Source organism: Sphingomonas liriopis, assembly GCF_024211255.1.
Taxonomy (GTDB): Bacteria; Pseudomonadota; Alphaproteobacteria; order Sphingomonadales; family Sphingomonadaceae; genus Sphingomonas; species Sphingomonas liriopis.
Genome location: NZ_JAMLDY010000007.1, coordinates 127963 through 150461 on the forward strand (window position 1 = coordinate 127963; position 22499 = coordinate 150461).

The following is a 22499-nucleotide window of genomic DNA, read 5'->3' on the forward strand; positions in this document are numbered from 1 at the left end:
GTCGTGACCCCTGCCCTTCTCCTGCTGGCGGCCGCTGCTGCGCCCGCCCCCGCCGTCGATCCGCAGGCGGCGATCCTGGGGACGTGGCACAACCCCAAGAACAGCGTCGCGGTGCGCACCGGCCATTGCGGGCAGAGTTTGTGCGGCTGGGTGATCCGCGCCAGCGACAAGGCGAAGAACGACGTCGCCAGCAAGGGCTATCCGCCGCTGATCGGCACCGCGCTGCTGCGCGGCTACAAAGCGAACGGCAAGGCGCGCTGGTCGGGGCAGATCTACGTTCCCGACATGGGCCGCGCGTTCGGATCGACCGTGACGATGGTCGATGCCGATACGCTGAACGTGCGCGGCTGCCTGATCGGCGGGTTCATCTGCAAATCGCAGATCTGGCGGCGCGACTGATGGCCGGCGCGTTCATCGCGGTCGAGGGCGTCGACGGATCGGGCAAGAGCGGCGTCGTCCGCGCGCTGGTCGCCGGATTGCAGGCGCGGGGCCTCGACGTGCTCGGCACGCGCGAACCGGGCGGCACGCCGCAGGGCGAAGCGCTGCGCGGGCTGCTGCTGGCGGGCGCGGACGAGGCGTGGGAGCCCCGCGCGGAGCTGCTGCTGATGACCGCGGCGCGGGTGCAGCATATCGCGCGCGTCGTGCTGCCGGCCGTGGCGGCAGGGCGGATCGTGGTGTCGGATCGCTATGCCGGGTCGACGCTGGCCTACCAGGGCGCGGGGCGCGGGATGGACGCTGGCCTGATCCGCGACCTGCACGCGGCGATGGTGGACGACGTGTGGCCCGACCTGACGCTGGTGCTCGATATCGATCCGGCGGTGGGGCTGGCGCGCAGCCGCAAGCGGCTGGCCGACGGGGGAATCGACGAGGGGCGGTTCGAGAGCCTCGCCCTCCCCTTCCACCAGCGCATCCGCGCGTCGTTCCTTGCGCAGGCCGTGGCGGCACCGGAGCGGCATGCGGTGATCGACGCCAGTGGGACGCCCGAGGCGGTGCGGGCGGCGGCGCTGGCCGCTGTCGAGGCTGCGCTGAAGATCTGAAGCATCACGAACAGGCCGATCCGGTGTTCACCGGTCGCCCAAGGGCAATTGTCAACACGATCGGCGGCGGACATGCACCATATCGGCCGGCAGCAACAGGCGCCGGGCCCTGCGACGGGATCAAAGCTGGATCGGCGGACCCATGCGTTCCATGCCATAGGATCGCAGCAATGCTGCGTCCTTTTCCTTCGAATAGCCGCCCGGGCTGAAGCCCAGCTGTTCCCACGCGTTGAAGAACGCCTCCATCTTCCCGGCGGGTGCGTAGCTCAGGAGCAGCCGCCCGCTCGTACTGCCGACGAATGCCCAGGCATGGGGAACGCCGCGCGGGCCAAGGACGCAATCGCCGGTCTTGAGGGGGAATTTCCTGTCGCCGACCTGGACGAGATATTCGCCCTCGAGGACGTAGAAAAGTTCGTCCTCGCCGTGATGCACGTGCAGGGGCGGACCGCCGCGGCGCTGGTTCGCCTGTTCGATGACGAACAGGTCGCCCTTCGTCTCGCTCGTCACGACTTTATAGGTCGTCGCGCTGACCCCGATCTGGTGATTGTGCCCCTGCCGATCGTGACCGGCTGCGACCGCGGCGATCGGCGGCGCCGCCAGATCGATGCCGGGTGCCCCGCCGATCGGATGCGCCGGCGCTGGCGAGGACGCCCAGCCGGGCGCCGCACGCCATGCCGCACCGCCCGCCAGGGCAGCGAGGGGAAGTCCCAGGATCGATCGGCGTTCCATACATCCTCCGGTGGCGTGGTGGTTGCATCCCGACGTTCACGACGAACATCGTTTCGCATCAGGAACGTTGAAGGCGATATCTGTCAAGCTATCCGTTTGACGTAGATGCCGGATTGTCCGGCTGGACGCGGCGGATCAGGTAGCACCGCGAGGCCCTTGGCAACGTCGGGATACGACCTCGCCGCCGGGCGCGTCAGCGCCCCGTCCAGCGTCAGCGCCCCGTCCAGTTGCCGGGGCGCTTCTCGACGAAGGCGGTCATGCCTTCCTTCTGGTCGGCGGTACCGAACAGGCCGTGGAAGAGGCGGCGTTCGAACTGGACGCCTTGCGCCAGTGTCGTCTCGAACGCGGCGTTGACCATTTCCTTGTTGGCCAGCACGGCGAGCGGGGCCATCGCGGCGATCGTCGCGGCGGTCTTGACCGCTTCCTCGACCAGGTCGGCGGCGGGGACGATGCGGCTGACGAGGCCCGCGCGTTCCGCCTCTTCGGCGTCCATCATGCGGCCGGTGAGGCACATCTCCATCGCCTTGGCCTTGCCGACCGCGCGGGCGAGGCGCTGCGAGCCGCCCATGCCGGGGCTGACCGCGAGCTTGACCTCGGGCTGGCCGAACTTGGCGGTGTCGGCGGCGAGGATGAAGTCGCACATCATTGCGAGTTCGCAGCCGCCGCCCAGCGCATAGCCGGCGACCGCGGCGATGATCGGCTTGCGCGTGGCCGTCAGCGTCTCGTAGCCGGCGAAATGGTTGCGGCCGTACATCGCGGCGAAGTCCATCGCCTGCATTTCCTTGATGTCGGCGCCCGCCGCGAACGCCTTGGCGCTGCCGGTCAGGACCGCGCAGCCCTGGGTGTCGTCGGCGTCGAACGCGGCGAGCGCGGCGAGGAGGTCGGCGAGGACCTGCGCGTTGAGGGCGTTGAGGGCCTCCGGGCGGTTGAGCGTGATGAGCGTGACGCGGTCGCGCCGTTCGACGAGGATGGTCTGGTAGTCGGACATCGTTGGCTCCAATTTCGTCACCCCAGCGAAGGCTGGGGTCTTTAGCCGCGGGAGACCCCAGCTTTCGCTGGGGTGACGTTCAAGATCGTTAGGGTGACGTTCAATTTCGCTGGGGTGACGGTCAATTCGGCGTCCACGCCTCGCCCTCTGGGAGCGGGGCGAAGATCTGGTCGATGACGTGGTCGGTGACGTCCTCGGGCGTGGCGGGGTTCCAGCGCGGGGCGTTGTCCTTGTCGACGATCACCGCGCGGACGCCTTCGAGGAAGTCGTGGCGCTGCACGACGCGGCAGGCGACGGCATATTCCTGCACCATCTCGTCGGCGAAGCTCTGCATCAGGCCGCCGTCGTAGAGCAGGCGGAGCGAAACCTTCATCGTCTGGGGCGACTTGGTGCGCAGCACGGCGAGCTGCTCGGTGGCAAAATCGCCGCCATCGGCTTCGAGCGCGGCGAACACCTCCTCAAGCGTGTCGGCGGCGAACAGGCGGTCGATGTCGGCGCGATGGTCGAGCAGTCCGGCGGCGGGTGGCGTGACGCTCGCCGCGGCCAGTGCGGCCTCGATGCCTTGCGGAGCGGCGACGATCGCCGCCTTGACCTCGGCCAGCGCCGCGGCCGGCAGGTAATGCGTCGCGAGGCCCAGCGCGTACGCCTCGGCGCCGTCGAGCCGGTGGCCGGTCAGCGCGAGGAACTGGCCGATCCGCCCCGGCAGCCGCGACAGATACCAGCCGCCGCCGACGTCGGGGAACAGGCCGATCCCCGTCTCCGGCATGGCGAAGCGCGTGTTCTCGGTCGCGACGCGGTAGCGGCAGGGGAGCGCGATGCCGACGCCGCCGCCCATCGTCACGCCGTCCATGAAAGCGACGATCGGCTTGGCGTAGGTGAACAGGCGGTGGTTCAACCGGTATTCGGTGTGGAAGAAGGCGCGCGCGGCGGCGCCGTCGCCCGCGCCGCTTTCGCTGAGCAGGCGGATGTCGCCGCCGGCGCAGAAGCCCCGTGACAACTTTGGATCGCCATCCGGCGCGGGCGCATGATCGAGCAGCACCGCGGCGATCGTCGCATCGGTGCGCCATGTTTCCAGCGCGGCGAGCATCGCTTCGCACATGCCGAGGTTGAGCGCGTGCAGCGCCTTGGGACGGTTGAGGCGCAATCGCCCGACGGCGCCGTCTGTCTGGATCAGCAGGTCATCGCTCATGCCCGCGGCCTTTGACCCGCGACGAAGCCCGCGTCCATAGCCAACCGTGGCGGGCGCGCGGATCAGTCGTAGCGCGCGTCCCACATCAGGGCGGCGATCCGCTCGGCGGTCAGCGCGTCGGCCGGTGCCGTCGCGACGCCGTCGGCGACCGCCGCCTGCGCGACGACCACGGCGATGTGCAGCGCGACCTCGCGCAGCGCATCGATCGGCGGGAGCAGCGTATCGCCCGCGCCGCCCATCGCGCCGAGCGCGCGCGCCGCGGCCATGAACATGCCGTCGGTGACGCGCGTCGCACCGGCTGCGATCGCGCCCAGCCCGACGCCGGGAAAGATGTAGACGTTGTTGACCTGCGTCACGCCGGCGACGCCGAACGGGCTGCCGGTGCCGACCACCGCGCGGCCGTCGGTCCAGGCGAGCACGTCGGCAGGATGCGCCTCGGCGCGCGACACCGGGTTGGAAAGCGGGAAGATCACCGGTGTCGCACAACCCGCCGCCATCGCGCGGACGACGGCTTCGGTGAAGGCGCCCGCCTGCCCCGAGGCGCCGATCAGCACGGTCGGGCGCACCGCCTGCACCGTGTCGAGCAGGCCGAGCCCACCGTCCGCGTCGCGCGTCCAGTCGGCGACCTCGGCGGGATCGCGCGCCAGCAGCGCCTGCGGGGCGGTGAGCTTCGGCATGTCCGACAAGATCAGGCCGTCGCGGTCGACCGCCCAGATTCGCGCGCGTGCTGCCGCCTCGTCGAGGCCCTCGGCGCGCAACGCCTGGACGAGCAGTTCGGCGACGCCGCTGCCCGCCGCGCCGGCGCCGAACAGCACGATGCGCTGGCCGGTGAGCGACGCGCCGGTGCGGCGGATCGCCGACAGCAACGTGCCGACCGCGGTCGCGGCGGTGCCCTGGATATCGTCGTTGAAGCTGAGCAACCGGTCGCGATAGCGCGCGAGCAGGTCGTAGGCGTTGTGCCCGGCGAAATCCTCCCATTGCAGCAGGACGTTCGGCCAGCGCGCCGCGACCGCTTCGACGAAGGTGTCGACGAAGGCGGCATAATCCTGCCCACGGATGCGCGGGTTGCGCCAGCCGACGTAGAGCGGATCGTCGCGCAAGGCGGCATTGTCGGTGCCGACGTCGAGCAGGATCGGCAGCACCTCGGCGGGGTGGAGGCCGGCGCAGGCGGTGTAGAGCGCGAGCTTGCCGATCGGGATGCCCATGCCGCCGGCGCCCTGATCGCCCAAACCGAGGATGCGCTCGCCGTCGCTGACGACGATCACCTTGACCCGGTCGAGCGCGGGGTCGGCGAGGATGTCGGCGATGCGGCCGCGATTGGGGTAGCTCAGGAACAGGCCGCGCGGCTTGCGCCAGATTTCGCTGAACCGTTCGCAGCCGGCGCCGACGGTGGGGGTATAGACCAGCGGGAGCATGCGCGGCAGGTCGGCCTGCACCAGCGCGTGGAACAGGATCTCGTTCGAATCCTGCAGCTCGCGCAGGAACGCGTAGCGGTGGAAATCGTCCGCCATGCCGTCGAGCACGCGGCGGCGGCGGACGATCTGGCTCTCGAGCGTGCCGACGTGCGGGGGGAGCAGGCCGTGCAGGCCGAAGCGGTCGCGCTCGGCCTCGATGAAGGCGGTGCCCTTGTTGGTCAGCGGGTCGGACAGCAGGGCGCGGCGCGCGGCGTGGAAGGCGGGGGACATGGGCGGCCTCTTCAGAAGCGGAAGCTGAGCCAGCCGGCCATGAAGTCGGAGCTCTTGAACCCCGCCTTCGACAGCGACGGGCCGGCGGCGAGATGTTCGTAGCGGCCGGTGAAGGACAGCCGCGGGGTGATCGACCAGATCGCCTGCAACCGCGTGACGTCGCCGATCTTGGCGTCGGCGACGCCTTGCGTGCCCGCGAACGGCTGGCCGTTGGCGCGGTAGACCGCGTCGGTGACGCTGTCGCGCCACGCGAGCTGGTATTCGGCGGTGACGCGAACGTTTTTGATGGGCTGGAAGGTGACGTTGGGCGCGACCGCGATCAGGTTCGACGGGGTCAAAAACAGCCCGTAGCTGTAGTAGATGTTGTTGCCGAAGGGGGCGTAGGCGTCGCGCAGCTTGCCGTCGCCATACCCGCCGCCGCCGCTGGCGTAGTCGACGTGGAAGCCGACGCGCGGTGCGGTCTTCGCCTTGCCGACGCGCCAGGTCTGCGCGAGGAAGACGTGCCAAGCGTCGATGTCCTGGTCGATGTAGTGGCCGTATTGATGGTTGACGGTCCAGTCGATCGTCAGCGGCCCGGCATCGCCCCAGATGTGCGTGCCGACATAGTAACGCGTCGCCGGCCCGATCCGCCCACCCCACGCGCCCACCGTATTGCGGCGGCGCCAGAAGAAGGGGTCGACGTACAGCTTCGATCCGCCGAACGCGCGCGTCGGCACCGCGAAGCCCAATGTCACGCCCGAGAAGCGGCGCGCGGGATCGACGATGTCGTCGTCGGTGCCGAGGTCGCCATATTGCGTCGGCTTGAGGTCGAACAGGTCGGCGCGGACGGTCGCACCGCGCGCCCAGGCGCGGATGCCGTTCAGCGTATAGCGGATCGTGTTGTTGTCGCGCTGCGAGACGAGCAAATTGGGGCCGTCGGTGAATTCCTGCCGGCCGTAGCGCGCGCCGATCGCGACGCCGGCGACTTCGGCGTTGCCCTCGACGAACGCCTGCTGGAGGACGAGGTCGTTGCGCAGCGTCGCTGCGGGTGCGCCGAGTTCGACGCCCGAGATACCGCCGTGCGCGACCTCGGCGAAGGCGCGAAAATGCGGGCCGACGTGCAGGTCGGCGCCGGCGAAGATGCGGTTGATGTCCTGCCGCTGCGCGCGAGAATCGCGGAGGTTGGGGTTGGTGGTGTGGTTGACGCGCAGGCGCAATTCGCCGGACAGCGTGAGGTAGACGTCGCCGTCGCGGTCGAGGGGCAGGAACTTGAGGCGATCGAGGAAGTCGTCGCGCTTCTTCGGGTCGCGGTAGCTGCTCCAGTCCTCCGTCCAGCGCGACAGGTTGAAGCCGTTGGTGGTGGCGCCATCGCCGATCGCCGCGGCGGGGTAGGAGGCGACGGTCGGGGTGGCGGGGTTGCGGGTGGTACCGGCTTCGGTGGGAGCAACGCTGGTCTGCGCGTGTGCCCCGGCGGCGAGGGTGAGCAGCGCGGTGGCGCCGAGCAGACGGATGGGTCGATGCATGAAGCGATCCTTCTAGGTCACCGCACTCACCCTCACCCTATCGGGCGCTTCGCGCCCTCTTCCCTCTCCCGATGGGAGAGGGAGGGAGCGCCGTCAGGCGCGGAAGGGTGAGGGTGAGGCGCGTTACTCCGCGGGAACCGCGTCGGCGGGCAGCTGGTCGACGCGGGGCACGTCACCGCGCATCGCCGCGTTCAGCCGGTCGGTGTCGAGCGCGCCTTCCCAGCGCGAGACGACCACGGTCGCGACCGCGTTGCCGATGAAGTTGGTGAGGCTGCGGCATTCGCTCATGAAGCGATCGACGCCGAGGATCAGCGCCATGCCCGCGACCGGCACGCTCGGCACGATCGACAGCGTCGCGGCCAGCGTGATGAAGCCCGCACCGGTGACCCCCGCCGCGCCCTTCGACGACAGCATCGCGACCGACAGCAGCAGCAATTGCTGGCCCAGCGACAGGTCGACGTTGCACGCCTGCGCGATGAACAGCGCGGCGAGCGTCATGTAGATGTTGGTGCCGTCGAGGTTGAACGAATAGCCGGTGGGCACGACGAGGCCGACGATCGACTTGGGGCAGCCGGCACGCTCCATCTTCTCGATCAGCGCAGGCAGCGCGCTTTCCGACGAGGAGGTGCCGAGAACCAGCAGCAGCTCGGCCTTGAGATAGGCGATCAGGCGCAGGATCGAGAAACCGCACAGCCAACTGACCGTGCCGAGCACGACGAGAACGAACAGCAGCGAGGTGAAATAGAAGGTACCGACCAGCATCGCGAGGTTGGCAAGCGTGCCGACGCCGTATTTGCCGATGGTGAACGCCATCGCGCCGAACGCACCGATGGGTGCGGCCTTCATGACGATGCTGACCACCTTGAAGAAGGCGAGCGAGACGTCCTCGAGCACGCTGAGCACCTTGTCGCCGCGGTCGCCGATCAGCGCGAGCGCGATGCCGAACAGGATCGACACGAACAGCACCTGCAGGATGTTGCCTTCCGTCAGCGACGACAGGAAGGTGTCGGGGATGATGCCGGTCAGGAAGCCGGTGATCGTGCTGTCGTGCGCCTTGGCGGCGAATTCGGCGACCTTGCTGGTGTCGAGGCTGGCGGGATCGATGTTGAGCCCGGCGCCGGGGCGCACGACGTTGGCGACGATCAGGCCGACGATCAGCGCCAAGGTCGAGAAGAACAGGAAGTAGACGAACGCCTTGCCCGCGACGCGACCGACCGCGGCGAGATCGCGCATGCCGGCGATGCCGGTGACGATGGTCAGGAAGATGACCGGCGCGATGACCATCTTGACCAATTTGATGAAGCCATCGCCGATCGGCTTCAGCGCCTCGCCCGTGGCGGGCGCGAAATGGCCGAGCAGCACGCCCGCGAGGATCGCGATCAGGACCTGGAGATAGAGCTGAGCGTACCAGGGCCTGGCGGCCGGCGGGACGGGCGGTGTCGCGGCGATGCTGATGGTCATGGGCTGCCTTTCATCCTCTGGATCACGCGGGCCGGCTCTTGATGGCCGTGGGCGTTGTCGGATCATGGCGCGCGCGGGATGGTCCCGACAATCGGGCATCGGCGATTTAATTATCTTTGTTTTTCAGCGCCTTGATGTTTCTCGGCGTGGCCCGTGCCGGGATCGCCGAGCGCCGATCGCGAAAAGTGTGCAGAAAGTTGCACACTTTCCCGTGACCGGTCACAGCGGCAGTTCGTCGCGGCGCCGTTCGAGCGCGAGCAGCAGCGACTTAGCTTCAAGCCCGCCGGCGAAGCCGGTCAGGTGTCCGCCCGATCCGACGACGCGGTGGCAGGGCGCGACGATCGACAGGGGATTGCGGCCGTTGGCGGCACCGACCGCGCGCGATGCGGACGGACGGCCGATCGCGCGGGCGAGTGCGCCATAGCTGCGCGTCTCGCCATAGGGGATCGTCAGCAGCGCGGCCCAGACCGCCTTCTGAAAATCGGTACCGCGCCAGTCGAGCGGCAGGTCGAAGCTCGTCCGTTCGCCGGCGAAATAGCCGCGCAGCTGGTCGGCCGCCGCGCGCAGCACCGGATGCGCGGCATCCTCCACCAGCGGCCCCAGCCGTACGCGCAACGGGTCGTCATTCTCCCACAGCACCGCAACGAGGCCGGCATCGCTCGCCACCAGCGTCAGCGCGCCGACCGGCGAAGGCATGATCGTGGCGGCGAGCGTCATCGGGTCACGATAGCGTGGTGCGCGTTCCGGCTACAGCCGTATGTGCCGGCAACTTCCAACAAAAATGCCGTCAATCGGGGGCATCTGCGCGATGCAGCGGCGCATGCCCGCCTGCAATCGCCGTCAAAACGGTTTCGTTACAGATCGTTAAGCGCCGCCGGCGAAACCGGCGCCATGAAAGACGGCACGGGGATGCGATAGGTGGATCGCTGGGGAGAGCGCGATTTCGATCGCGATGCGATGATCGATCCGGACATGTCCGATACGGCGACCGGGTGGATCGACGCCGATATCGCGCAGGCGATCACGACAGTGCTGGTCGCGCCCGATTCGACGCCGGCGCTCGGCACCGTGCTGAGCCGGGCGCGGATCGGCCTGCTCCACCGGACGCGCGACGGGCGCGTGCTGATGGTCAACGATCGTTTCTGCGAGCTGCTCGGCCGGACACCCGCCGATTTGTCGGGACTGCCGATCGACGCGTTCCTGCATCCCGACGATCTGGTCCGGGCGAAGGCGGTCCACGCCGGGCATATGGCGGCCGCGACGCCGTTCGGGATCGAAATGCGCTTCGTCCGTCCCGATGGCAGCGTCATCTGGTGCGACGTTCAGGCGTCGTTCGTCTGCGACGCGGCGGGGGTCGCGGCATCGACGATCACCGTCGCGCAGGACGTCACCGCGCGCCACCTCGCCGAAGCCGAATTGCGCGAGAGCGAGGAACGGTTCCGCCTCGCCACGCATGCCGCGGGACTCGGCATCTGGGACTATGACGCGATCGGCGACCGGCGCGAATGGTCCGACGAGCTGAAGGCGATGCTGGGCCTGCCGGTCGACGCGCCCGCGGTCATCGCGCAGGCGCTGGCGCTGGTGATCCCCGCGGATCGCCACCGCCTGCAGGCGCTGGTCGCCGCGGTCGAGGCGGGCGACGGCAACCACCGATTCGAGACGGTGCTGCGCATCCACCGCGCCGACACCGGCGAGGAGCGCTGGATCAAGACCGGCGGCTGGCGGATCGAGGCGCCGTCGGGGCGGCTCGCGCGCGTGCTCGTCACCACCCGCGACGTCACCGAGGAGCGCACCGCAGAGGACCGCATCCGCTTCGCCGCGCATCACGACACGCTGACCGGCCTGCCCAACCGCGCGGCGTTCGGCGAGCGGCTGGAGACCGCGATCGGCGAGGCGACGCGGCTCGGCACCGGGTTGGCGCTGGTGTTGTTCGACGTCGATCATCTGAAGGAGACCAACGACACCGTCGGCCACGATGCCGGCGACATGGTGCTGCGCACGTTCGGCGTGCGGCTGCGCGCGGCGCTGGGCGATCGCTGCACGCTGGCGCGGCTGGGCGGCGACGAATTCGCCGCGGTGATCGAGGGGACGGACGGCACCGACGACATCGTCGCGCGGGTGCGCGCGGCGCTGCGCGTGGTGCGCGAACCGCTGGCGCACGAGGGGCGCATCCTCGATTGTCAGGCGACCGCGGGCGGATCCCTGTTCCCGGCGCATGGCGCGACCGCCGCCGACCTGCTGAAATCCGCCGATATCGCGCTGTATGCCGCCAAGGCGAGCATGCGCGGCAACATCATGACCTTCGCGCCGCAGATGCGCGCCGACCTGCAGCGGCGGTCGTCGATGCTGTGCATCGCGCGCGACGTGGTGCGCGACGAGCGGATCATGCCCTTCTACCAGCCCAAGGTCGCCTTGGCGACCGGGCGGGTGTGCGGGTTCGAGGCGCTGCTGCGCTGGCGGCACCCGACGCTCGGCACGCAGCCGCCGGCGACGATCGATGCGGCGTTCGAGGACCTCGACCTCGCGATCGCGCTGAGCGAGCGGATGCTCGCCGGCATCGTCGGCGACATGCGCCGCTGGATCGACGACGGCGTCGCGTTCGGGCGGATCGCGTTCAACCTGTCGCCCGCCGAATTCCGCCGCGACGACCTGGTCGATCGCATCCTCGGCCACCTCGCCCGCGCGCGCGTTCCCGCCGAGCGGTTCGAGCTGGAGGTGACCGAGACGGTGTTCGTCGGGCGCGGCGCGGAATGCGTGGCGACGGCGCTCGACGCGTTCTCGCGCGCGGGCGTGCATATCGCGCTCGACGATTTCGGCACCGGCTATGCCTCGCTGACCCATCTCAAGGCGTTTCCGGTCAACACGATCAAGATCGACCGCAGCTTCGTCGGGCATCTCGACGACGATGCCGGCGATGCGGCGATCATCGATGCGGTGGTGGCGCTGGGCCATCGGCTGGGGATGACGGTGGTCGCCGAGGGGGTCGAGACCGAGGCGCAGGCGCGCTACCTGCTGGGGCAAGGATGCGACATGGCGCAGGGCTATCTGTTCGGGCGCAGCGTGCCGAGCGACGAGGTGCCCGCCGCGCTCGCCCACGCCTATCGCACGGCGCGCGCGCTGTAGGCGCGGCGGCGGCGTTCGATCCACCATAACGTGGCCGTGGCGGCGAGGAAGGCGAGCAGCCAGCGCCACGACGGTTGCGGGTCGCGCGGCTGTGGCTGGGTGGATACGCGCCGCTCGCCGACCAGCGCCAGCGTCGCCTCGCGGCGGACGGTGGCGCGCAGCTGCGGCAGGGCGTCGGCGGGATAGACGTAGAAGGGCTGCTCGCCGAGGCGATGCCAGCCGGGGACGCGGGGCCAATAGCCGGCGCAGGCGCGCGCGTGCGGGTCGGGCACCAACGGCGTATTCGTGCCGTCGGGCGCGATGACGGCGGGGGGCGAGCCCGTGGCGCACACCGGCGTGCGCTCGCCGACGCGGGGCAAGGCGCCGATGCGGATGCCGGGATCGGGCGTTCCCCGCCCGACCGTCGCGGCGAGCGCGCTCCAGATCGCGGCATGCGCGTCGCCGTTGCCGCTGGTGACCAGCGCGAAGCTGTCGAGCAGGGTCGTCACCGCGACGCGGCCGCGCCCGACTCCCTGCCATGCCGCAAAGGGCGTGCCGCGCGCGTCGCGGAGCAGGGGTATGCCGCCGAGCGGCACCGCCATCCGCTTCAGCTCGGGTACCTCCCCCAGCGGCGCGGCAATCGTGGCGGGGGCGTCGCGCGTGCCGGGGCCGCGGCGGGCGACGAGCGCCGCATCGCCCGGCGCGGCGGGTGGCAGGCGGAGCGGTGTCGCCGCCGCGCCGCCACCGGTCGGCAGGCCGAGCAGCTGCCAGCCGCGCGGCACCGGGCCGGTCAGGCGCACGACGAGCCCCAACCCGCCGCGCACCGCCTGTGCAACGCCGCCCCGCGCGCTGCCGCCGAGCCCTGCCCAGCTGCGATCGTCAAGGATCAGCAGGTCGTAGCGCGCCAGCGCCGACGGGGTGAGCGCGACGCCGGGATCGCCCAAGGCAACGCCGCCGCCGACCGCAGCCTGCGTCTCCGCGGTCAGGCCGGCGTCGGCGGCCCAGCGGCGCAGGAACTTGACCTCCGGCCCGGGTGCCGCGGCGAGGATCAGCGCGCGGGCGGGCGTGGCGGCGCGCGTGACGAGCGGCACTGGCGCCTGTTCCCCGGCGGTGCGCAGCGTGAACAGCGCCTCGCCGGGGACGCGGGCCGTGCCGTGCAGGATCACGCTGCCGTCCGCCGCCGGCCTGGCGGTATCGACGACCCGGCCGGCGGGATCGAGCAGGCTCGCCGTGCCGCCGCCGGTGACGCGCGCGGCGATGCGGAACGGCTCGCCCGGGGCGACCGGCGCGGAGGGCGTAAGCGCGACGAGGCCGGTGGGCGCGGGCGGCGCGGCGTAGCGCAGCGTGACGCTAGACGCCGCCGGTCGGTCGCGCGCGGCGAGGCCGCTGCCGACGATGCGGAGCGCGGTGGCCCCGGCGTGGCGGCGCAGCGCGGCGGCGAGGTCGGGCGCGCGCTCCGCCCCCGCGATGCCGCGCGCTTCGGGCAGGGCGACGAGCGTCTCGCCGGGGCCGATCGCCACCAGCCGCGACGCACCTTCGGTGGCGACGACCAATGTGCCGCTGCTGCTCGCGGGCGATGGCGCGAACAGCGTCAGGTAGAGCGATCCCGCGACGATCGGCTGCAGCACGACGAGCGCCGCCAGCCGCCACCGCGCGGCGCGGATCGGCGCGCGGGCCTGCCACAGCCCCAGCCGGACCCAGGCGATCGCGACCGCCAGCGCCAGCAATGCCGCGACGATCCGCTCGGCGCTCACGGCAGCGCGTCCAGATAGCGGCGGCCGACCGCATCGCCGCCGTCGCGGCGCGCGAGCCCCGGCGTCGGTCGCGGCAGCGCCGGCCACAAGGCAGCGCGCAGCGCCGCGCGGCAGGACACGCAATCAGGACGACGGCGCAGCGTATCGATCGCGCCGGCCAGTGCGAGCGGATCGGGCACCCGCGCCGCGCCCGTGCGCAGCCAACGCGACAGCGCGTCGAGCGCCTGCCCTCGGCGCGGCGTATCGAGCGCGCGCCAGATCGCCGCCGGGATGGGATCGACCGGATCGGCGGCGGCGGAGGGCAGGCTGCGCGGCCCCATCTCACCCCGCACGCCGGTCATCCGCCGCGTCATGTCGATCGCGGGCAGATCGGTGCCGGTGCGCGCGAGGAAGATGCGCGTCGCCTGCTGCACCTGCTTGATGAAGCGCAGCGCGGTGTAGGCGTGGGGCAGCGCCTTGCGCGGTTCGCCCTGACGCAGGGCGGTCTCCGACCGCCACATCGCATCGAGCGCGCGGCGCAATGTCGCGCGCGTGCCGGGATCGAGCAACGTCGCCGCCTCCGCCTCGTCATGCGTATGGCCGTATTCGGCGACGACGTCCTCCGCCGCGCCGAACGCAGCCGGGGCGTCGTGGTCGTGGTCCGCCGCCGCGGGCGAGGCGGAGGGCGCGGGCTCCTCCTCGTCGTTGGTGGGCATCGCGACGCTCGCGCCGCTCGTCTCCTCGCCCATGAACTGGCCGTAGCGCATCCGCAGCAGCCGCTGGTCGGCGCCGATCGCATCGGCGCGGGCGAGGAAGCGGTCGGCAGGCGGACGGGGGCGTTCGGCGAGCAGCGCCTCGGTATCGATGATGATCTGGCGCTGGCTGCGGAAATAGGCGGGCATGACGCGGCGGCCCATCGCCTCCAGCCCGCTGCCCTCCGCCGCATTCGCCGGGGGGCGGCGCAGGATGACGCTGGGGCCGCGCACCTCCTGCGCATCCGGCGTTCGGGTGTCGGCGACGATCAGCTGCGCGACGACGTCGCCGGGCTCGACGAAGCCCAGCGCGGCGAAATCGAGCCGCGCGGCGAAACGGCGGGCGCGGGGAGAGCCGCTGCCGGCGAGCGACAGCGTGCGTTCGGCGAAGCGGACGTTCTCGCCTTCCCCCTGCGCGACGACGATTCGCAGCCGGGCGCTGGCGCGGACGCCGTAATCGTCGGTGGCGACGAAGGCGAGCGTGGCGCCGCGCTGGCTTGGCACGAGGATCGTCACGCCCTCGCGCGGCGTCTCGACGCGGACCTGCGGCGGCCGGTCGGCGATCACGTCGATGCGGTGGAGCGGCGGCACGCCCGCGCGCGCCGCACCGGTGGGGACGACGCGGTACAGCAAGGACCGGTCGGCGCGATAAGCCGCGTGCCATGCTCCGTCTCGCGCGAGCGGGATCGCCGGCTGCCCGACGCCGGCGAGGCGGGCGGCGGCGGGGTCGGGGGCGAAGCGCAGCGTCCAGCGCAATTGCGCGCCCGCCGGCACGCGCGCATCGAGCGTCGCCAGCGTGCGCGGCGGCAGGCCGGTGTAGGCGGGCGGCACGACCTCCAGCGCCTGCCCGACGAGACGCGGCACGCCAGGGATCGCGCGCAACCCTTCCGCCACTGGGGCGAGCGCGACGGTGGCCGGGCGTGGCCAGAGAAGGATCGCGGCGATGCAGACGAGCGCGGCGAGCGCGATCCCCGCCAGCATGCCGCGCGGGCGAGGCGCGGCGAGAGAGGGGATCGCTTCGCCCGCGACCCGCCGCGAGATCCGGTCGCGCTGGAGCCGCTGCAACGGGGTCAGCGCGGCGGGATCGGCGAACAGCAGGTCGCTGCTGTCCTCCAGATCGCGGCGCGACGCGTCGAGCGCGGCGATCAGCCAGCGCCGGTCGAAACGCCGCGCCCGCGCCCCTGCGATTCCCGCGGTCGCGGCGAGGCCGATCGCCAGCAGCGCGGCGGCAAGCCCCGCCCCCGCGAAGCGCCAGCCGAGCGCGGCGAGGACCAGCGCCGCCGGCACGCCCAGCGCCAGATCGTCGCGCCATGCCGCCACGCGGGTGGGGCGCGTCCAGCTTGCGACGCGGGGATCGGCGCTCATGGCGCGGGGCCCCGCACGGCGCGGGTGGCGAGCCAGCGCTCGACGAGGAACAGCAAGGCGGCGGCCACCGCCAGCATCGGCCACAGCGGGCGTGCCGGTGGCAGCGGCGCGGGTGCGCCAGGCTGCGGCGCATAGGCATCGGCGAGCACGCGGGCCGGATCGGGCTCCGCAGCGGCGAACAGCGCGGCGAGGCGGTGCGGGAAATCGGGGTCGAGCAGTTGCGGCATGGCCGCCGGTGCCAGCCGCCGGGTGAAGCGCAGCAGGCGGCCGCGGCCGAGAGGCTGCGCCTCGACCAGTGCCGCGCCGTCGGCGTCGCGCCAGACCGCGACCGTGGGGCTTGCGGGAATCGTCGTCTCGCGCGCGACGAGGACGATGTTGCCTGCCTCGGCCTGCGCGATCGCCGCGGCGGGCAGCGCCCCGGGGGCGAGCCAGACGAGCGGACGGGATCGCGGGATCGGGGCGGAGCGCGGCGCGATATCGCGCTGGCCCAGCGCGCGCAGCGCCGCGCCGACGTAGCGCGCGCCCGCGACGGTGGGGTCGTAGCGCAGGACCGGTAGCGCGGGCGGCGGGACGCGCGGCGGTGAGAGGCCTTCGCCGACGATGCGCCAGGCGATGCGGCGGGCGACGCGGGGGCGCTCGGCATCGGCGCCGTCGAGGATGCGCGGCACGACGACGGTCAGCGCGGCGCCGGGCGGCAGCTCCGCGTCGAGCTGGCGGATCAGGCTGGCGACCGGCACCGGACCCGCCGGCCGCGGCGCGGTGACCGACGGGAAGCCGGGGGCGAGCCAGACCTGTCGCGCGCCATCCGCCGGCGGCACCGCCGCGCCGGGCGCCACCGCCACCACCGCGCGGGCGGTATCGGTGCCGGTCAATACCGGCAGGGCGAGCACCAGCGCGATGACCGCGAGCAGCGCCAGCCGCGCCGCGAGCAACAGCCGCTCGTCGAAGCGTGGCCGGTGGCGAGGACGCGGTTTCTGGCGCAGCCAACGCAAGGCGGCGAAGTCGGTCGGCCGCTGTTCGGTGCGCCGGGCGAGATGGAGCAGCAGCGGCAGCGCGAGCGCCGCCAGCGCGGCGAGGCCGAGCGGGAACAGCAGGTTCATCGCGCGACGCGCCCGAACAGCGCCTGCAACGGCGTGTCGAGCGGTTCGTCGAGGACGAGCCGCGCGTGGCGGATGCCGGCCGCGTGCCACGCCGCGGCGAGCGTCGCCTGCGCGGCGGCGAACCGCGCAAGGAATTCGGCGCGCAATGCGGCGGCGTCGCCGAGCAGTTCCTCGCCCGTCTCGGGATCGCGGAAGCGGTATCCGCCGTCGAGGTCGAAGTCGCGTTCGGTGACGGTCAGCACCTGCAGCGCCAGCACCTCGCGCCCCGCCGCCGCCAGCCGCGTCGCGAGATCGAGGCAGGCGGGGTCGAACCAGTCGGAGACGATTCCCACGAGGTCACGCGCGCCGATCCGGTCCCACAGCGGCGCCAGCGTCGCCTCCGCCGGAAAGCCGCCCGCCGCGCCCAGCGCCTGCAACGCATGGTGGAGCCGGTCGCGCTGGCGCGTGCCGCCGGCGGCGGGGATCAGGTCGAACGCATCCGCGGACAAGGTCGCCAGCGCGAAGCGGTCGCCCTGCGCCAGCGCCAGTTCGGCGAGCGCTGCGGTCAGCCCCTTGGCGGCATCGAGCCGCGCATAGCCGGGCGCACGCGCATCCGCCTGCGCCATCGAGGCACTGGCATCGAGCAGGATCCACAGCGCGACCGGGCTCTCCCGCTCCGCCTCGCGGACGAAGAAGCGGTCGGAGCGGCCGTAGAGCTTCCAGTCGATCTGTCGCGGTTCGTCGCCGGGCTCGTAGGGGCGATAGGCGGCGAATTCGAGTCCCGACCCACGCGCGCGACTGGTGTGCAGCCCCAGCCCGCGGTCGCCGATCGCGCGGCGCGCGACGAGGGTGAGCGCCTTCAGCCGGTGGCGGACGTCACCCGGTATCAACGGCGCGATCAGATCAGGCACCGGGTCCCCGCACCGCGCCGAGCAGCCGTTCGACGACCGCGTCGGGCGACACGCCCTCCGCCTCCGCGGCGAAGGCGAGGATCAGGCGGTGGCGCAGCACCGGCGCGGCGAGCGCGGCGACGTCCTCGCGCGTCGCCGCCAGCCGCCCGTGGAGCAACGCGCGCGCCTTGGCGGCGAGGACCAGCGACTGGCCGGCACGCGGGCCGGCGCCCCAGCGGACGTAGCTGCGCAGGGCGTCGGGCATCGCCTCGCCCGGCCGCGTCGCGCGGACCAGCCGCGTGATCCAGTCGAGCAGGTCGCCGCCGAGATGCACCTCGCGCACCAGCGCCTGCAGGGCGAGGACGTCCTCGCCCGCCATCACGCGTGGCACGGTGGCGAGGCCGCTGCCGGTGGTCGCGGCGAGGATGGCGCGTTCCTCGCTCTCGCTCGGGTAATCGAGGCGGACGTGGAGCAGGAACCGGTCGAGCTGCGCCTCGGGCAGCGGATAGGTGCCCGCCTGTTCGATCGGATTCTGCGTCGCCAGTACGAAGAACGGCCGCGGCAGCTGGTAGGTCGTGCCGCCGTAGCTGACGGTGCGTTCCTGCATCGCCTCCAACAGCGCCGCCTGCGTCTTGGGCGGCGTGCGGTTGAGTTCGTCGGCGAGCAGCAGATTGGTGAACACCGGGCCCTGTTGGAAGCGGAAGTGGCGCTTGCCGGTGCCGTGGTCCTCTTCCAGCAATTCGGTGCCGAGGATGTCGCTCGGCATCAGGTCGGGGGTGAACTGGACGCGGCGGAAATCGAGGTGCAGCGCCTCGCCCAGTGACCGCACCAGCAGCGTCTTGCCGAGCCCCGGCACACCCTCCAGCAGGCAATGGCCGCCGGCGATCAGGCCGATCAGCAATTGCTCGACCACCGCCGCCTGTCCGACGATCGCCTGCGCGATCGCCGCGCGTAGGGCCGTGAGGGTCGACAGGCGGGCTTCGATTTCGGCTTCGGTCATGCTGCCCTCATGCGTTCAGCGCGTACATGACGATGTTGACCGCGAATTTGGTGTTGTCCTGCGCCAAGAAGCGCTTGTTGCGCCAGTCGTAGTCCCATTCGCACCCGTAATCCTTGTTGCTGTAGAGCAGCCCCAGCCGGCCATCGATGGTGATGCCCCTGAGGTAATCGTGGACGAGGTCGTCGCCCCAGCCGTTCAGCTCGAAGCCGGTGTTGGGCGGCCCGTCGAACTTGAAGAAGCTGGTGTAGAGCGGGTGCTTGCGCGGCAGTTTGGCCAATGCCTTCGGCCCGAAGATGGCGCGCATCTGCCGTTCGAAGCTCTGCGCGAACAGGCCGTCGATGTCGTGGTTGCAGTCGTCGACCAGCACGAACCCGCCGCTGCGCACGTAGCGTTCGAAGTTGCGGCGTTCGGCGGCGGAGAATTCGACCAGTCTGTGTCCCGCCATGTAGCAGAAGGGGGCGGTGAGCATCCTGGGGTCGGCGAGCGCGACGACGCGTTCCTTCGGGTCGACGCGCAGGTTGGTATAGTCGACCAGCGAGGTGAGAAGGTTGGACGGCATGCGCTGGTCGACGTCCCAGTCGCCCGACTGGTAGCGCAGCCGGGTGAACCAGAAGTCGTACGCCCCGGCGGCGGTGGCGGCGCGGGGGAGGAGTGCGGTGGCGGCGGTCGCCACCGCGGCGCGGAGGAAATCGTGGCGGGTGAGTCCCCTTCCCTGTCCCACTCCCATTGTCACCCCGGACTTGTTCCGGGGTCCACCGTTCCGCACGCTCATCGGCCGGTGGGCATGCGGCACCGTGGACCCCGGAACGAGTCCGGGGTGACGGAGGATGTGAGGTGACGTCGGTCCATCACGATCCCCCGCCGACCCCGATCACACCGCGTCGGACAGCGAGGTGAACGTGAAGTCGCGCAGCCGCATCGGCGGCAGCATCATGATCGTGTCGCTCTCGTCGCCCTTGACGCGCACCGGCTTGCCGAGCTCGTCGATGTTGTTGAGCATGATGACCGGGCTCTCGTTGAACCGGAAGTTCTTGAGCGGATATTTGATCTCGCCATTCTCGATGTAGAAGGTGCCGTCGCGGGTCAGGCCGGTCAGCAGCACGGTCTGCGGATCGACCATGCGGATGTACCAGGTGCGGGTGACCAGGATCCCCTTCTGCGTGCCACGGACGAGGTCGGCGGTCGATTTGGTGCCGCCCGCCATGATGATGTTGCCGGGCGAGGCGGTCGCGGGCTTGCCCTGTTTCTGCGCCCAGTAGCGCGAGTAATCGAGGCTGGCGATCTTGCCGTCGCGGACGATCTGCAACCGGCTGCGCGGCAGCCCGTCGCCGTCCCAGGGGAGCGCTGGTGCCTCGGGGTGCGCAGGGTCGGCGTAGATGTTGACGCGGGGATCGAAGACCTGCTCGCCCACCTTGTTGCCGCCGCCCTTCTTCGACAGGAAGCTGCGCCCCTCGTCGGCCTCGCGCGCGCCGAAGAAGTTGAACATGAAGCCGATCAGCCCCGCCGCCGCCGCGGGTTCGAGGATGACGGTGTACTTGCCCGGCTCGAGCGCGCGCGCGTCGACCGATCCCGCCGCCTTGCGCGCCGCGGTGCGGATGTCGGTGGCGGGGACGAAGGCGTTCGCATCCTGCACGTTGCGGCCGACCCAGCCCGACCCGCGGCCGTCCTCGCTGCGCACGGTGCAGGTGTAATCGAGGCCGCTCGAACGCTGGTAACCGAAATTGCCCTTCGAATTGGCGAAGGCGACGAAGCTCTGCCCGTCCTGCAGGAAGCCGGCGGCGACCAGCTTCTGCGCCTTGCACGCCGCGATCGAATCGCTCGCCACCCTGGCGCGGTAATCGGGAGTGATGTCGGCGGTCGACTGGCTGAACGTGTTGGTCGGCGTATAGGCCTGCTTGGCGACCGCGGGCACGAACTCGGGGTTCTCGGGCGCGAGGCGGGCGAGGTCCTCGGCGCGGCGGACGACGCGTTCCAGCGAGGCATCGTCGAACGAATTGATCGTCGCGGTGCCGACCCGCTTGCCGAACGCCACCTGCACGGCAAGGTCGGTGTTGGCGACGATGCCGCTGGTCGAGATCGCGTTGAGCGCAAAGCGGACGTTGCCGTCGATCGATCCGGTCAGCTCAGCGGTGCATTCGTCCGCCTTCGACAGCGCGACGACCCTGGTCAGCAGCGCCCGCGCCTCGGCTTCGGTGAAGATTGCCATGATCGATCCTCCTCAGCCGAGCGAACGGGCGGTGTTGATGACGTTGATGCCGTTGAAGCGCGCGGTCGACGATCCGTGGCTGACGGTGGAGACCTGCGCCGGCTGGCCCTTGCCGTCGAAGAAGCTGCCGCCCATCCGATAGTCGCTGGCATCGCACACGCCGACGCAGGCGTTCCAGAATTCGGGCGTGCGGATCTGGTAGGCGACGTCCTCGATCTGCTGGCCGAGCTTGCCGTTCTTGATCTCGTAGAACAACTGCCCGCCGAACTGCGCATTGTAGCGCTGCTGGTCGATCGAGAAGCTGCCGTCGCCGACGATATAGATGCCGTTCTCGACCCCGCCGATCATGTCGGCGACGCTCTGTTTCGTCTTGCCGGGTTCGAGGCTGACGTTGGGCATGCGCTGGAACTGGACGCTCGACCAGCTGTCGGCGTAGCAGCAGCCGTCCGACGCGCTCTTGCCGAGGATCTGCGCCTGGTCGCGGATCGCCTCCAGATCGACGAGCTTGCCGTCGCGGATGAGATCCCACTTCTTCGTCTTCACGCCCTCGTCGTCATAGCCGACCGCGCCGAGGCTGCCCGGTTGCAGCTTGTCCGCGACGATCGAGACGGCGGGGCTGCCGTACTGGAAGCGCTGCTTGACCTTGTCGAGCGTCACGAAGCTGGTGCCGGCGTAATTCGCCTCGTACCCCAGCACGCGGTCGAGTTCGAGCGGGTGGCCGACGCTTTCGTGGATGGTGAGCCAGGTGTGCGAGGGGTCGAGGACGAGGTCGTACTTGCCCGGCTTGACCGACGGCGCCTTGAGCTTCGCCTGCGCCTGCTTGGCGGCGGCGATCGCATCCTCCTTCATGTCGTAGGACAGGCCGTAATTGACGACGCCGTTGGGCGAGACGAACTTGTCCTTGGTGTTGCCGTCGAGATATTCGAAGCCCATTCCCATCGGCGCCGACAGCCCTTCGCGGGTGCGGAACTTGCCGCTCGCCTTGTCGATCGCGGTGACGGTCATCGGCGCCCAGATGCGGTGGACGTCCTGATCGATGTACGATCCGTCGGTGCTGGCGAAATACTTCTGCTCGTTGACCAGGAACAGCATCGAATTGACGTAATTCGCGCCCGCCGCCTGCGCCGCGGCGTTGACGCCCAGGAGCAGGTCGACCTTGTCTTTCAGCGGCACCGCCATCGCGTTCTTGACGATCGGCGTCTTCCACGCGACCTCGCCAACGCCGGGCGTGGGGGCGAGGCGGACGGGTGCGGTCTGCGTCTTCGCATTCGCCTTGGCGATCGCGGTGGCGAGGCTTGCGGCCTTGGCGACCGCCTCGACCGTCATCTCGTTGGTCGCGGCGAAGCCCCAGGCACCGTCGGCGATCACGCGGATGCCGGTGCCGAGCGACTCCGTATTGACGACGTTCTGGACGTTGGCTTCGCGGGTGATGACGAACTGGCGCATGTAGCGGCCGACGCGGACGTCGCAATAGGTCGCGCCCGCCGACTTGGCGGCGTTGAGCGCGGCGTCGGCAAGCCGTTTCTTGACCGCGACGTCGAGCGTCGATTGCAGCTCCTCCGCCGCGATCGCGCGGCCGAGGAACGACGGCAGCACGCCGCCGCCCATCGCGAGGCCGGTCGCGGCCAGGAAATCCCGTCTGTGCAAGGCGTCAGTCCCCCCGAGCCGGCACGCACGGCGTCGTCGCCGTCGCGCACCATGATGATGTGCCGAAACGAGCGACTTGCTCGCCTGATACACCGATCATCGCGCGGCCCGGAGGGTTGGTCAATCGACGCCGA

The 22499-nt window shown here is 70.9% G+C and carries 18 protein-coding genes; 3 read left to right on the forward strand and 15 right to left on the reverse strand.

The genetic code is table 11. From position 1 onward, the window contains the following. Nucleotides 1-3: 3 nt before the first annotated feature. The gene (locus M9979_RS07585; protein ID WP_254288730.1) at nt 4-399 is read left to right on the forward strand and encodes a DUF2147 domain-containing protein; all 396 of its coding nucleotides are present in this window, start codon (nt 4-6) and stop codon (nt 397-399) included. After that, nucleotides 399-1037, forward strand: coding sequence for a dTMP kinase (gene tmk / locus M9979_RS07590; RefSeq protein ID WP_254288732.1), 639 nt, complete (start codon nt 399-401; stop codon nt 1035-1037). Before M9979_RS07585 ends, tmk begins: the two co-directional genes overlap by 1 nt. 120 nt (nt 1038-1157) lie before the next feature. Here tmk and M9979_RS07595 read toward each other — a convergent pair whose 3' ends face one another. The 7 genes from M9979_RS07595 to M9979_RS07625 form a co-directional block, all read right to left on the reverse strand. Continuing rightward, a complete protein-coding gene (locus tag M9979_RS07595; protein WP_254288733.1) occupies nt 1158-1766 on the reverse strand; it encodes a cupin domain-containing protein in 609 nt (202 codons plus the stop codon). Between the two features lie 211 nt (nt 1767-1977). Next, nucleotides 1978-2754, reverse strand: coding sequence for an enoyl-CoA hydratase (locus M9979_RS07600; protein WP_254288735.1), 777 nt, complete (start codon nt 2752-2754; stop codon nt 1978-1980). Nucleotides 2755-2875: 121 nt separating this feature from the next. After that, complete coding sequence (locus M9979_RS07605) at nt 2876-3943, reverse strand: enoyl-CoA hydratase/isomerase family protein (RefSeq protein WP_254288736.1); 1068 nt, start codon at nt 3941-3943, stop codon at nt 2876-2878. A gap of 62 nt (nt 3944-4005) precedes the next feature. After that, nucleotides 4006-5628 (reverse strand): NAD-dependent malic enzyme, encoded by a 1623-nt coding sequence (locus tag M9979_RS07610; protein ID WP_254288737.1) that lies wholly within the window; start codon nt 5626-5628, stop codon nt 4006-4008. A gap of 11 nt (nt 5629-5639) precedes the next feature. Then, on the reverse strand, nt 5640-7130 hold the full coding sequence (locus tag M9979_RS07615) for an alginate export family protein (RefSeq protein WP_254288738.1): 1491 nt from the start codon (nt 7128-7130) through the stop codon (nt 5640-5642). 123 nt (nt 7131-7253) lie between these two features. Continuing rightward, nucleotides 7254-8591, reverse strand: coding sequence for a dicarboxylate/amino acid:cation symporter (locus tag M9979_RS07620; protein ID WP_254288739.1), 1338 nt, complete (start codon nt 8589-8591; stop codon nt 7254-7256). A 219-nt stretch (nt 8592-8810) separates the two neighbouring features. Next, nucleotides 8811-9308: a methylated-DNA--[protein]-cysteine S-methyltransferase gene (locus M9979_RS07625; protein WP_254288741.1), complete on the reverse strand. Its 498-nt coding sequence runs from the start codon at nt 9306-9308 to the stop codon at nt 8811-8813. A 201-nt stretch (nt 9309-9509) separates the two neighbouring features. On the opposite strand from M9979_RS07625, the gene M9979_RS07630 reads away from it, so the two are divergent. Then, complete coding sequence (locus M9979_RS07630) at nt 9510-11714, forward strand: putative bifunctional diguanylate cyclase/phosphodiesterase (protein WP_254288742.1); 2205 nt, start codon at nt 9510-9512, stop codon at nt 11712-11714. On the opposite strand, the gene M9979_RS07635 is transcribed toward M9979_RS07630, so the two are convergent. From M9979_RS07635 to M9979_RS07670, 8 genes are all read right to left on the reverse strand, one after another. Beyond that, nucleotides 11690-13447, reverse strand: coding sequence for a serine/threonine-protein kinase (locus tag M9979_RS07635; RefSeq protein ID WP_254288743.1), 1758 nt, complete (start codon nt 13445-13447; stop codon nt 11690-11692). The two genes, M9979_RS07630 and M9979_RS07635, sit on opposite strands and share 25 nt — an antisense overlap. Beyond that, nucleotides 13444-15543 (reverse strand): DUF4175 domain-containing protein, encoded by a 2100-nt coding sequence (locus M9979_RS07640; RefSeq protein WP_254288745.1) that lies wholly within the window; start codon nt 15541-15543, stop codon nt 13444-13446. Before M9979_RS07640 ends, M9979_RS07635 begins: the two co-directional genes overlap by 4 nt. Continuing rightward, a complete protein-coding gene (locus M9979_RS07645; RefSeq protein WP_254288746.1) occupies nt 15540-16643 on the reverse strand; it encodes a BatA domain-containing protein in 1104 nt (367 codons plus the stop codon). The genes M9979_RS07640 and M9979_RS07645 overlap by 4 nt, the downstream gene beginning before the upstream one ends. Beyond that, nucleotides 16640-17533, reverse strand: a complete 894-nt coding sequence (locus tag M9979_RS07650; protein WP_254288748.1) for a DUF58 domain-containing protein — start codon at nt 17531-17533, stop codon at nt 16640-16642. The genes M9979_RS07645 and M9979_RS07650 overlap by 4 nt, the downstream gene beginning before the upstream one ends. Further along, nucleotides 17526-18512: an AAA family ATPase gene (locus tag M9979_RS07655; protein ID WP_254288749.1), complete on the reverse strand. Its 987-nt coding sequence runs from the start codon at nt 18510-18512 to the stop codon at nt 17526-17528. The genes M9979_RS07650 and M9979_RS07655 overlap by 8 nt, the downstream gene beginning before the upstream one ends. Before the next feature lie 7 nt (nt 18513-18519). Then, complete coding sequence (locus M9979_RS07660; protein ID WP_254288751.1) at nt 18520-19239, reverse strand: DUF4159 domain-containing protein; 720 nt, start codon at nt 19237-19239, stop codon at nt 18520-18522. 144 nt (nt 19240-19383) lie between these two features. Next, on the reverse strand, nt 19384-20718 hold the full coding sequence (locus tag M9979_RS07665; protein ID WP_254288753.1) for a TldD/PmbA family protein: 1335 nt from the start codon (nt 20716-20718) through the stop codon (nt 19384-19386). Between the two features lie 12 nt (nt 20719-20730). Then, a complete protein-coding gene (locus tag M9979_RS07670; RefSeq protein ID WP_254288754.1) occupies nt 20731-22365 on the reverse strand; it encodes a TldD/PmbA family protein in 1635 nt (544 codons plus the stop codon). Between the last annotated feature and the right edge of the window lie 134 nt (nt 22366-22499).

Coding starts and splice junctions, on each gene's coding strand:
- tmk (WP_254288732.1), top strand. CDS start 399: ATGGCCGGCGCGTTCATCGCGGTCGAGGGCGTCGACGGATCGGGCAAG.
- M9979_RS07595 (WP_254288733.1), bottom strand. CDS start 1,766: ATGGAACGCCGATCGATCCTGGGACTTCCCCTCGCTGCCCTGGCGGGC.
- M9979_RS07600 (WP_254288735.1), bottom strand. CDS start 2,754: ATGTCCGACTACCAGACCATCCTCGTCGAACGGCGCGACCGCGTCACG.
- M9979_RS07605 (WP_254288736.1), bottom strand. CDS start 3,943: ATGAGCGATGACCTGCTGATCCAGACAGACGGCGCCGTCGGGCGATTG.
- M9979_RS07610 (WP_254288737.1), bottom strand. CDS start 5,628: ATGTCCCCCGCCTTCCACGCCGCGCGCCGCGCCCTGCTGTCCGACCCG.
- M9979_RS07615 (WP_254288738.1), bottom strand. CDS start 7,130: ATGCATCGACCCATCCGTCTGCTCGGCGCCACCGCGCTGCTCACCCTC.
- M9979_RS07620 (WP_254288739.1), bottom strand. CDS start 8,591: ATGACCATCAGCATCGCCGCGACACCGCCCGTCCCGCCGGCCGCCAGG.
- M9979_RS07625 (WP_254288741.1), bottom strand. CDS start 9,308: ATGACGCTCGCCGCCACGATCATGCCTTCGCCGGTCGGCGCGCTGACG.
- M9979_RS07640 (WP_254288745.1), bottom strand. CDS start 15,543: ATGAGCGCCGATCCCCGCGTCGCAAGCTGGACGCGCCCCACCCGCGTG.
- M9979_RS07645 (WP_254288746.1), bottom strand. CDS start 16,643: ATGAACCTGCTGTTCCCGCTCGGCCTCGCCGCGCTGGCGGCGCTCGCG.
- M9979_RS07655 (WP_254288749.1), bottom strand. CDS start 18,512: ATGACCGAAGCCGAAATCGAAGCCCGCCTGTCGACCCTCACGGCCCTA.
- M9979_RS07660 (WP_254288751.1), bottom strand. CDS start 19,239: ATGGGAGTGGGACAGGGAAGGGGACTCACCCGCCACGATTTCCTCCGC.
- M9979_RS07665 (WP_254288753.1), bottom strand. CDS start 20,718: ATGGCAATCTTCACCGAAGCCGAGGCGCGGGCGCTGCTGACCAGGGTC.